This window comes from Planktotalea sp., assembly GCF_018607965.1.
Taxonomy (GTDB): domain Bacteria; phylum Pseudomonadota; class Alphaproteobacteria; order Rhodobacterales; family Rhodobacteraceae; genus Planktotalea.
The window spans coordinates 1-10,877 of the sequence record NZ_JABBAM010000164.1; the positions used below are offsets into that span (position 1 = coordinate 1).

13 protein-coding genes and 2 pseudogenes are annotated in these 10,877 nt (G+C 52.6%); 6 read left to right on the plus strand and 9 right to left on the minus strand.

The genetic code is table 11. The features are described 5' to 3' along the window. The 4 genes and pseudogenes from QZ279_RS14475 to QZ279_RS15820 form a co-directional block, all read left to right on the plus strand. A pseudogene (locus tag QZ279_RS14475) lies at positions 1-641 on the plus strand (F0F1 ATP synthase subunit beta); the annotation flags it as partial. A gap of 55 nt (positions 642-696) precedes the next feature. Next, on the plus strand, positions 697-1,113 hold the full coding sequence (locus QZ279_RS14480; RefSeq protein ID WP_293452123.1) for a F0F1 ATP synthase subunit epsilon: 417 nt from the start codon (positions 697-699) through the stop codon (positions 1,111-1,113). A gap of 148 nt (positions 1,114-1,261) precedes the next feature. Further along, positions 1,262-1,429, plus strand: coding sequence for a hypothetical protein (locus QZ279_RS15815; RefSeq protein WP_366513986.1), 168 nt, complete (start codon positions 1,262-1,264; stop codon positions 1,427-1,429). Continuing rightward, entirely contained in the window at positions 1,430-1,612 is a 183-nt protein-coding gene (locus QZ279_RS15820; protein WP_366513987.1) for an H-type lectin domain-containing protein, read from the plus strand. 331 nt (positions 1,613-1,943) lie between these two features. Here QZ279_RS15820 and QZ279_RS14490 read toward each other — a convergent pair whose 3' ends face one another. Continuing rightward, positions 1,944-2,960: a ribose-phosphate pyrophosphokinase gene (locus QZ279_RS14490; RefSeq protein WP_293452125.1), complete on the minus strand. Its 1,017-nt coding sequence runs from the start codon at positions 2,958-2,960 to the stop codon at positions 1,944-1,946. Positions 2,961-3,067: 107 nt separating this feature from the next. Between QZ279_RS14490 and QZ279_RS14495 the strand changes: the two genes are divergently transcribed. Next, positions 3,068-3,667, plus strand: a complete 600-nt coding sequence (locus QZ279_RS14495) for a 2-hydroxychromene-2-carboxylate isomerase (RefSeq protein ID WP_293452127.1) — start codon at positions 3,068-3,070, stop codon at positions 3,665-3,667. A gap of 3 nt (positions 3,668-3,670) precedes the next feature. Continuing rightward, the gene (locus QZ279_RS14500; protein ID WP_293452129.1) at positions 3,671-4,486 is read left to right on the plus strand and encodes an alpha/beta hydrolase; all 816 of its coding nucleotides are present in this window, start codon (positions 3,671-3,673) and stop codon (positions 4,484-4,486) included. On the opposite strand, the gene QZ279_RS14505 is transcribed toward QZ279_RS14500, so the two are convergent. The 8 genes and pseudogenes from QZ279_RS14505 to QZ279_RS14540 form a co-directional block, all read right to left on the minus strand. Beyond that, positions 4,464-5,513, minus strand: coding sequence for a beta-eliminating lyase-related protein (locus QZ279_RS14505; RefSeq protein WP_293452131.1), 1,050 nt, complete (start codon positions 5,511-5,513; stop codon positions 4,464-4,466). The genes QZ279_RS14500 and QZ279_RS14505 overlap by 23 nt on opposite strands. Next, positions 5,513-5,986, minus strand: coding sequence for a YcgN family cysteine cluster protein (locus tag QZ279_RS14510; RefSeq protein WP_293452133.1), 474 nt, complete (start codon positions 5,984-5,986; stop codon positions 5,513-5,515). Before QZ279_RS14510 ends, QZ279_RS14505 begins: the two co-directional genes overlap by 1 nt. Continuing rightward, positions 5,983-6,921, minus strand: coding sequence for a bifunctional riboflavin kinase/FAD synthetase (locus QZ279_RS14515; protein WP_293452135.1), 939 nt, complete (start codon positions 6,919-6,921; stop codon positions 5,983-5,985). Before QZ279_RS14515 ends, QZ279_RS14510 begins: the two co-directional genes overlap by 4 nt. A 49-nt stretch (positions 6,922-6,970) precedes the next feature. Beyond that, positions 6,971-7,414: a MaoC family dehydratase gene (locus QZ279_RS14520; protein ID WP_293452137.1), complete on the minus strand. Its 444-nt coding sequence runs from the start codon at positions 7,412-7,414 to the stop codon at positions 6,971-6,973. 99 nt (positions 7,415-7,513) lie between these two features. Further along, on the minus strand, positions 7,514-8,386 hold the full coding sequence (locus QZ279_RS14525; protein ID WP_293452139.1) for a TIGR01459 family HAD-type hydrolase: 873 nt from the start codon (positions 8,384-8,386) through the stop codon (positions 7,514-7,516). 141 nt (positions 8,387-8,527) lie between these two features. Then, complete coding sequence (locus QZ279_RS14530; RefSeq protein WP_293452141.1) at positions 8,528-9,448, minus strand: manganese-dependent inorganic pyrophosphatase; 921 nt, start codon at positions 9,446-9,448, stop codon at positions 8,528-8,530. A gap of 431 nt (positions 9,449-9,879) precedes the next feature. Next, positions 9,880-10,713, minus strand: a complete 834-nt coding sequence (kdsA, locus tag QZ279_RS14535) for a 3-deoxy-8-phosphooctulonate synthase (RefSeq protein ID WP_293452143.1) — start codon at positions 10,711-10,713, stop codon at positions 9,880-9,882. A gap of 1 nt (position 10,714) precedes the next feature. Beyond that, positions 10,715-10,877 (minus strand): annotated as a pseudogene (locus tag QZ279_RS14540) (capsule biosynthesis protein); the annotation flags it as partial.

The window sequence follows — 10,877 nt, forward strand, 5'->3', positions numbered from 1 at the left end:
CCGAGGTTTCCGCCCTTCTTGGCCGTATTCCTTCTGCGGTTGGCTACCAGCCAACGCTTGCGACAGACATGGGCGCGATGCAGGAACGTATTTCTTCCACGAAGAACGGTTCCATTACATCGGTACAAGCGGTTTATGTTCCAGCGGACGACCTGACTGACCCGGCTCCAGCGACATCGTTTGCGCACCTTGATGCGACAACGGTTCTGGATCGTTCGATCTCTGAAAAAGGCATCTACCCGGCTGTTGACCCACTTGGTTCAACATCGCGTTTGCTTGACCCACTGATCATCGGCGATGACCACTACAAGGTTGCGACAGACGTTCAGCAGGTTCTTCAGCGCTACAAATCGCTTCAGGACATCATTGCCATTCTCGGCATGGACGAACTGAGCGAGGAAGACAAACTGGCCGTGTCTCGTGCACGTAAGCTAGAGCGCTTCTTGTCCCAGCCGTTCGACGTTGCGAAGGTCTTCACGGGCTCTGATGGTATTCAGGTTCCAATGGAAGACACAATCGCGTCGTTCAAATCGGTTGTCGCAGGCGAGTACGATCACCTACCCGAAGGCGCCTTCTATATGGTTGGCGGCATCGCAGACGTGATCGCTAAAGCTGAGAAAATGGCCGCAGACGCAGCTTAATCCCTGATTTGGTTGGTGCTGGTTTCGATCAGCACCACCTACAAAGGAGAAGAACATGGCGGACACATTGCAATTCGATCTGGTTTCACCAGAGCGTAGCCTTGCATCCATGCAGGTTACAGAAGTGCAGATCCCAGGCTCTGACGGTGATATGACAGCTATGGCTGATCATGCATCTACGATCACAACATTGCGCCCAGGCGTCTTGAAAGTGAGCGGTCCAGAGGGCGAGAGCGAGTATGTGGTTACTGGCGGTTTCGCACAAATCGGCGATGGCGGTATTTCCGTTCTGGCCGAAAATGCGGTCGCAAAGGCAGATATGACCTCTGACACGCTCAAAGGTATGATCGACGCAGCGACAGACACATACGCCAAGGCACAAGATGCCAAAAGCGATATGGTAGATGCGGCAGCTAAGACGCTCGCGGATACAGTCGCAATCGGTGATGCGCTTGGAATTAGCGTTAACTAAGTCAACACGCTTGTAAGATAAAAAAGCCCTTCCGATACCCTCGGGAGGGCTTTTACAATTTTTAACTGAATTCGCGCTTGCCAATACAACGGCATGACTTGAAGTTAAGATGTCTCGAAACCAATTTTTAAAGACTGATTCAGACGGTATGAAACGCATCCGCAGCCACCTTTTTGGAATTGACCAAGGCGAACACATCATGTTCTCGGATTATGAGAATGATGGTAAGATGTGGTCGGGCACAGGTACACGTCAACGTAAGAAAATGATAGTTTTCTCAGAACCTTACCTTGATGCACCAGCCGTCCATGTGTAGATGTCCCTTATAGATTTGGACAAAGACACCAACGTACGCGCAGATGTTCAGGCCGAGAACATTTCTACGACAGGCTTCGATCTGATCTTCCGAACATGGGGCGACACACGCGTCGCCCGCGTGCGCCTGTCATGGATCGCAATGGGCGGTTTGCGCGGTGAAGAAGAATGGGATGTAAGTTAAAAGACTACGATCCTTCATGAACACGACATCCCACGGCGTGCAAAGTTTCCCAGTCAAACCGGAGGCTCTCATGCTATGTCTTTTGGGAATGCAGCCACTTGATCGGAGACAGATCGTGAAGAAAATCGACGTAGAAAAAGATTTGAAGCGTTCAAAGTTTCTTATCAAGGCAATGGTGGCTCAGATCGTCATAGTTTTGGTCGTCATGTTTGTGTATTGGGCTTATTTGAAATCATGAACAGATTTTGTGCGATCTATGGTCGTAGAAAACCCTGAAACGTGTCAGTAAAAACGCGCTTCAGGGCATTAGGTAAAATTTAAATCTTAGGCGTTAAACCGAATACAAACCTTCATAAATCGGTCCCAGCGTATCAATATCAAACAAGGATGAAACCGAAGTCCCGTTCCAGATGTTCAACGTCGCTTGAGCAAACATGGGTGCCGTGGGAACAATGCGGATATTCGGCGCATTCTTTACTGGTTCAGTCGCTTGGATCGTGTCCGTGATTACCAAGGATTTCATCACAGAATTTGTGACGCGCTCAACCGCTGGGCCGCTAAGAACACCATGCGTGATGTAGGAATGTACTTCCTTCGCGCCGTTCTCTAGCAGCACTTCAGCGGCCTTACACAGCGTGCCAGCCGTGTCGCAAATGTCGTCCACGATGATACAGGTCTTGCCGCTCACGTTTCCGATCACTGTCATCTCTGCAATTTCACCCGGCTTTTCGCGACGCTTGTCCACGATAGACAAAGGTGCGTTGATCCGCTTGGCCAATTCACGCGCACGCGCAACACCGCCCACATCAGGGGAGACGATCATTACGTCGCTCATCTGATCTTTAAAGTGGCTCATGATATCCAGCGCAAAAATCGGCGATGCATAAAGGTTGTCCACAGGAATATCAAAGAAACCCTGTATTTGCGCTGCGTGCAGATCCATCGTCAGGATGCGCTCGACGCCCGCTTCGACCAGCATGTTCGCGACTAGCTTGGCAGTAATCGGTGTGCGCGCTTTCGTGCGGCGATCTTGGCGTGCGTAGCCGAAGTAGGGAATAACGGCTGTTATGCGCTGCGCAGAGGAACGGCGCAAAGCGTCCGACATGATCAGTAATTCCATGAGATTGTCGTTCGCAGGATTGGATGTGGGCTGGATGATAAACACATCCTCGCCGCGCACATTGTCGTACATTTCAACGAAAATTTCACCGTCATTAAAACGCTCAACACGCGCATCGACCAGGTCGACATTCATGCCGCGGTGCATTGACATGCGACGCGCAATCGCAGTCGCAAGCGGCTTGTTTGCATTACCAGAAATAAGTTTGGGATCAGTGAGATTGGGCATGAGCGGTGTCCTTGGCAGCCAATTCGCGAGCACAGAATCGCGAGGTTGAACACCGCTTAACACGGGGCTACCGTGCGGCAAAGCACGTTGCCCATTGGAGAGCCTAGATGCCACATATTGATTACTATTTCTCAACACTTTCGCCCTATGCTTACCTTGCGGGAACGCGATTAGCGGAAATCGCAGCCAAGCACGGCGCCACGATCAATTACAAACCGCTCGACCTGCCAGCCTTGTTCCAGCGTACGGGTGGCCAGTTACCAAAGGATCGTCACCCCAATCGCATGTCTTACCGCGCGCAAGAATTGCCGCGCCAAGCCAAGAAATCTGGCCTGCATCTGAATATGAAGCCCGCGCATTGGCCAATGAATGCAGCGCCGTCCTGCTATGCGATTATTGCAGCGGGCAATGCGGGCGGCGGTGACATGGGCAAGTTGATTCATGCATTCGGTCGCTCGATCTGGGTCGATGACAAGGACGTGTCACAGGATGATATGGTGCGCGAATGCTTGACCGAAGCGGGCTTTGACGCGGCACTTGCTGACAAGGATATGCTGACCTCAGCAGAAACCTATGCGCGTAATCTAGAAGAAGCGATTATCGCAGGCGCGTTCGGCGCGCCGTTCTATATCACAGACGATGGCCAACAGTTCTGGGGCCAAGACCGCCTTGATGATCTGGACGCTTACCTTTCAGGCGATCTGTAATTCATGGTTAAGCGCGTTCTTGCATGTGTCCAAACCAACCTAACCACATATGGCCACGGCCCCCGCAAAGGGCTGTTGCTACATTGCTCGCTCGCGCATGGCGGTGTCTATTCCAAAATGGGCGCTGCAACCGGTGGTGGGCTTAGCCTAACCGCGTTCGATTTCCCCGGACATGGACGCGCTGCGGATTGGGACGATGATGGGGACCTGCAAGATCGCGTCACTGAAATGGCACTCGACTTCTTAGATGAACCGATGGACATCATCGGTCACAGCTTTGGCGGAACAGTCGCGCTGCGCATCGCGGTAGAGCGCCCAGAAATGGTGCGCACGTTGACACTGATCGAACCTGTGATGATGGCGATTGCGAAGGTGGATGCCCCTGAAACCGCAGCCAAGGCTTTCGTTGGGTTGGAAGCCTTCTACAAAGCGATGCAAGAGGGCAACCGCGAATTAGCGGCCGAACTTTTCACCAAGGACTACGGCGATGGTCGCCCTTGGAACAGTCTCAGTAAAGAGAGCCGAACAGCAATCGCAGAGCGCATTCATTTGATTGTCGCAGGGGATCGCGCGGCCCAGCATGATCACTATGATCTGATCGGCACGGGCGCATTGGAAAAGATCACCGCGCCCACGCTGATCGTTGATGGATGCTCTGGCAAACCCGCCATGGCAAGTGTGTGTGAGGGGCTCGCAAAGCGCATCCCGAATTCTACACGTGTGTGTATTTCAGAGGGTGGCCACATGGTTCCTCTCACGCGCCCTAATGCGGTGGCGCGCGAAATTTTGCAGATGATCAGCCAGCAGCTAGGGAAATAAACTGATCGATTTGCACCTCTGAGATCGACCAATCACAAACCAGACGGCACAACAATTGTTCGTCTGGGTCATCCCCCTCAACCGAACCACCCATGATGTAATAGACCGCGCCCCCATCCTGCAAACGCTTGTGCGCTGCGCGGGGCATCTTGGCGAAGACCATGTTGGCATCAGGCTCAGCAAGAAATTCTGTTCCCGCAAGACCACGCAGGCCATTGGATAGACGAACCATGTTTGCATTCGCTTTGCGCGCGCTGTTGAGCCAGAGATCATCCGTTAAATAGGCTTCCATTTGTGCGGCCAAGAACCGCACCTTTGAAAACAAATGCGCCCCACGTTTACGGCGCAACTCAAATTCCCAAGATTTTTTGGGATCAAAGAAGACAACCGCCTCGACCCCCATCAAACCATTCTTGGTACCGCCAAAACTAACCGCATCAATACCCAGCTTCCACGACATTTCCGCCGCAGTGCAGCCAAGTGCAGCCATAGCATTTGCAAAACGCGCACCGTCCAGATGGACAGGCAGATCAAATTCTTTCGCAACCTCGACAAGCGCCTTCAACTCGTCCAGCGTATGCACAGACCCTTTTTCAGCGACCTGCGTAATCGAAACAGGCCCACGTTGCGGCCCATGCACACCACGGGTTCCCTCAGCCGCGATAGTCGCGCGCAAGGCCTTCGGGCTCATCTTATCCACGTCACACGTCACAATCGTCAGCTTGGCACCACCCGCATAAAATTCTGGCGCGCTACACTCGTCTTCGTGGATATGCGCAACGCTTGAGCAGAACACCGTCTCAAATGGCTGACACATGCAAGCCAAAGCCAATGAATTCGCGGCTGTTCCCGTCGCCACCAAATGCACCATCGCATTGGGCGCTTCGAAAATCTCACGTATTTGCGCGCGCACGCGGCCCATTCCGTCATCTGCACCATAAGGCATCGCGTAGCCTTCATTTGCGCGCGTCAAGCTTGCCAGAACTTCGGGGTGCACGGGGCCTGCGTTATCAGATGCAAAATACATTAGATCGGTTCCTCAATGATATGCTCTTCCCAATCGTCCTCGTGGATTTCGAACTCGGGAATAGTCTTATTCTTAACCGAAACGCCGGCCTTGTGTACACTGTCGGGCGTGCCACTAATCAGGGGATGCCAGTCTTCCAAGGGACGACCTTCGTGCACCAAACGATAGGCACACGTTTGTGGCATCCAGTACAGGTGCTCTTCGATATTCTTCGGCGTCATCACAATGCATTCGGGTACGAACTGATGGCGAATGTCATATTGCGCGCAAAAACAGGTGCTATCATCCAGCAGACGGCAGGCCACATTGGTCAATGCGACTTCGCCTGTGTCTTCATCTTCCAGCTTGTTCAGGCAGCATTTTCCGCACCCATCACACAGCGCTTCCCATTCTTTTTGGGACATCTGCGCCATCTTCTTGCGCTCCCAAAAACGCTCGCCTAAACCTTTACGCTCGATCGGATCATCGCTCATAAAGCCGCCAAGATTTCACGCGATTTCGCGCTATCAGCGTCCATCTGCACGATCAGCGCATCCAACCCGTCAAATTTCAATTCGGGCCGTAGGTAATCGACCAATGCGATCGACAACGTTGATCCATACAGATCCCCACTGAAATCAAACACAAAAGTTTCCAGATTGGCGCGGTTCTCCCCAAACATCGGACGCACACCCATCGACGCAACGCCGTGGTACTTGCCCTTGTGTGGTCCATCCTGAACTTCGACCAATACTGCATAAACACCAAATTTTGGCGGATGCAGCCCATCAATCGACATGTTCGCGGTTGGGTAGCCAAGCTCGCGCCCGCGCTGTTCCCCGCCAATTACGATGCCTTCAATCCGGTGCCAGTGGCCCAGCATATCGGCCGCGTGGCGCGGCTCACCTTCACTCAAGGCTTGGCGAATGCGGGTCGAGGATACTTGTCCCTGCGCCCCTTCAATCAACTCTGCAATCGTCACGCCAAACCCCAATTCTTCGCCAAACGCTTGCAAATCTGCCGCTTTACCCGCGCGCTCTTTGCCAAAGCAAAAATCAGCACCCACAACGACGTGACGTAGCCCTAAACTTTCATGGATCACGCGCGTTGCAAACTCTTGCGGAGTCAGAGCTGCAAGAGCGGTGTTGAAATTCAACTGATACAGTCGGTCCACGCCAATCTTTGCAAGTTGTGTCGCCTTGGCAGCGGGTCCCATCAATCGAAACGGGTCGGCTTGGGGCGCGAAATATTCGCGTGGATGGGGGTCAAATGTCAGAACACCGCACGGGGCCCCAATCGTGTCACCCGCCTTACGTGCAATGTCGATCACGGCGCGGTGGCCAATGTGTACACCATCAAAATTTCCGATAGCAGCGCTCGCGCCTCGGTCATCTGGGGTCACATATGTATAGTCTCGGATTATTCGCATGGATGTTGGCGTAACGGGCCTTTTAGGGCGTTGCAAGCATCGTTCGGTGTCAGTCGAATTTGCGACTTGGGGCCAGAACCATCGCTTCGCCGACAAGAACCTTTTTGCCATCAACCATGCAGCGGCAATTCAGCGTCACACGACGTTTCGCATGTTCGATGCCTGTCACTTCGACCTCTGCATGGACCATATCGCCGGGGCGCACGGGTGCGAGAAATTTCAGGCTTTGACCCATGTAGACCGTACCGTGGCCGGGCAATTGCTCACCGATAACTGCAGAGATTAGACCAGCCGTCAGCATCCCGTGCGCGATGCGGCCTTCAAAGATAGTGTCTTGCGCATAGTCATCATCCAAGTGCACCGGATTGCGGTCCGTGGATACCTCAGCAAACAATTCAATATCGCGGTCTGTGACGACTTTGCGCAGGTGGCGTGTCATCCCCATCTCGATATCTTCGATACAGATCGTACCGCGAGGTAAATTGTCCAACATAAGACCCTCCTACAGGCGCGTAAGTAATAAATGAACATCTATAGTGATGATGTTGAAATATTATTACTTTGCAAATGCAGCATTTGGCAAGGGGAATATCTAACGCAGATATCCGATTGCGAAGGTTGGGGCAGACATTTGTTCCCCTAGATAGAGGTTCAACGCCGTTTCATCCGGATCACGCTCTGTTTTCGTCTCTTCGCGGGCAAGCCCACCCGTAATGAATAGCGAATCAATATCCTCACCCATGGCTCCTGAAATGTCAGTCAAAATACCGTCCCCAATCGCCAAAATACGATCATCGGCAATGGGCTTGCCCAAAGCGGTCAGCCGACGACGCGCAAGATCGTAGATCGGGGGATGGGGTTTGCCAAAATATAGGCTCTCTCCGCCCATTTCCGTGTAAAGCGCGGCCAAAGCCCCCGCACACCATTCCCGCGTTTCGCCACGATCCACGACCAGATCAGGATTGGCACAAAGCAACTTCAGCCCCTTGGTTTTAGCCAGCAAGAACTGTGGCCGCATTTCCTCCGGATCGGCCATTGGATCAAATGGTCCCGCGCAGACGATACCCTCAGCGTCACTCAAATCGACCTGTTGAATATCCACAGGATTTTCCAAGATATCGAGGGGCTTAAAGAAATCCTGATCATGATGTTCGCCAATGAAATAGACCTTTTCGCCAACCACACCGCGATACATGGCAGAGCGTGCTGAATCCCCAGACGTCGCGATGCTATCCCAAGAATCCTCTGGCACCCCAAAATGAACAAGCTGTTTGATCACACCAGCACGTGGGCGTGGTGAGTTCGTGACCAATACGACCTTGCCGCCACTTCTACGATACTCTTGCAGCGCGGCGACCGCGTCAGGCAATGCCTTCACACCGTCATGTACGCAGCCCCAAAGGTCTACGAAAAGCGCGTCATACTGATGGGAAATCTCGGCGAGGGTCGAAACGATACGGGTCATAAGTCAGGCCTCAAAGCAAATTTTGCCCCCTGCCTACACGAGCCGGAACAAAAACGGCACCCCTTCCTCTCTCTTAAAATATCCCCGCCGGAGGCACTTAAAAAGGAAAGCGTGCGCCCGACGAGGGCGCGCTCAATCTACTTATACTTTAAGGTTTGGGATAACCTGCTTTTTACGGCTAACCACACCTGGCAAAACCAATGTGTCAGCAGTTGCGTGTGCACCAAATGACTTAGACGCAACCGACTTCACCAGATCATTAGGAACCAGCAACGTGCTTTGTTCGTTCAAAATATCAACAACAAACAACAATACCTGATCAACGCCATCTTCCGTGGCAACGCGTGTCATCGTCTCCATCAAGCTGGCCTTACGATCCAAGACTGTCGCAGGGGAGGTGGTCTCAAGAACGGAAACACGGAACTTGGTGCCGTCAACTTCATACTCTTTGGAATCCATACGCAGCAATTCCGCGTCCGAAAAGCTGGACAAATCGGACTTGGCCGCAAACATCGCAGCAGCAAACGTGGGGATATCAACACCTAGCTCTGCCGCCAATTTCTCAGCAATCCCGCGGTCGTGCGCGGTTGTCGTAGGACTACGGAATTCCAAAGTATCGGACAAAATGCAGGTCAGCGCCGCACCCTTGATGGCGTCTGGCATCTTCGCCGCATCGTCACCCATTAGATCGTGCATGATCGTCGCAGTGCACGCCAAAGGACGGATCGTGATGTCGATGGGGCCTTTTGTCTTTAGCCCACCAACCAAGGCGTGGTGGTCGATGATCGCCTGAATGTCCGCATCATTTACGGATGCGGGTAATTCAGCTGGGTTGTTCGTGTCAACAATCACGCAAGGCGCCCCTGCATCAATGTCTGCAATGATCGCTGGCTTGTCCAACTTCCAATGTTGCAACATGAACAAGGCTTCGGTGTTTGGCTCACCCAAAAGCTTCGCCTCGGCTGGCGTGCCTTTGATTTCTGACAAATACCATGCCCAGATAAGGGGGGATCCCGTGCTGTCTGTGTCGGGGGATTTATGGCCAAAAACCTGAATTGTCATTGCGATTACCTTACATTTTTCTTCAATTTTCGCGCTGCATAGTCATGCGCTGTTGATTTGTCCCCGTGCCAAATTGGCTCAGATCGTTTGGTCGTAGTCGCCGACCAGTGGTTCTGTTTCTATAACCCTGTATAGTTTTCCAATATTTCGCATTTGCGCCATTCTTAATCAATCCACGCTCGAATGCGAACAGACCTGTCGATTTCACGTCCAAAACGAAGGTCGCATGCCATGATTACACTGATTTTGTTTTCCATATCATGCAGCATTTCCATGGTTTCGGGGTTCAGATTGTGGTCAGCGGTCACCGTTGCAACTGCAGGCGCATCTTAATGGAACTGCTCGAAATAGGCTTGATGCTACGGCGCCGCGTTGGTGTGCCCAAATGTTCTGGGAACCAATCGAGATTGGTTTTGTAATGCTGGCCTCGCTCAAAGTTCGAGCGGGTTTGCTTTTGCAACCGCATCAAGTTTCATCAATGTGTCTAAAAGCGCGGGCATTTTGTCGAGGTAGATCATGTTGGGACCGTCGCTTGGTGAGGTGTCAGGATCTTCATGTGTCTCGATGAAAATGGCAGCCACACCAATTGCAGCCGCCGCGCGTGCCATCAATGGCGCAAACTCGCGTTGTCCGCCCGTTGATCCACCCAAACCGGCAGGTTGCTGAACAGAGTGGGTCGCGTCCATAACAACGGGATATCCCGTTTGACCCATCTGGGGCAGGGACCGCATGTCGGTTACAAGCGTATTGTAGCCAAACGAGGTTCCGCGCTCGGTCAATAGGATACGCGTGTTTCCCGTGGATTCGATCTTGCCTGTGATGTTGGCCATGTCCCAAGGTGCCAAGAACTGCCCCTTCTTCACATTGATCGCAGCACCAGTCTGAGCGGCTGCAAGAATGAGGTCGGTTTGGCGACATAAAAGAGCAGGAATTTGCAAAACATCCGCGACCTCGGCCACCGCTGCACATTGTTCAGGCCAATGGATGTCAGTTAAAACAGGGACACCGATCCTATCTTTGACGCTTTGCAGCATCTTCAATCCATCTTCCATCCCGGGCCCACGCACACCATTCACCGACGTGCGGTTGGCCTTGTCATAAGACGCCTTGAAAATATATTGCGCACCGACCGCGTCGCAGGCTTTTTTCATCTTGCCCGCAATCATCTGCGCGTGATCCGCGCTTTCCAATTGGCACGGCCCTGCAATGATCGTCAAAGGGGCCGTGTTGGAGACGGCCAAACCGCCGATATCAAGAGTTTTCATACTAGGAGGAGACCTGTTCGCGAAGGATCGACGCTGTAAGCGAGATCATGAGATAGAGACCCGAAACACGAGGAACGCTAGAATAGTGTTCTCGAATTTACGCGGATATGTCGGATCTTGGCTGGGTACAGGTTCGACACTGGTCGTAAGGTAGCGCGCTTGGG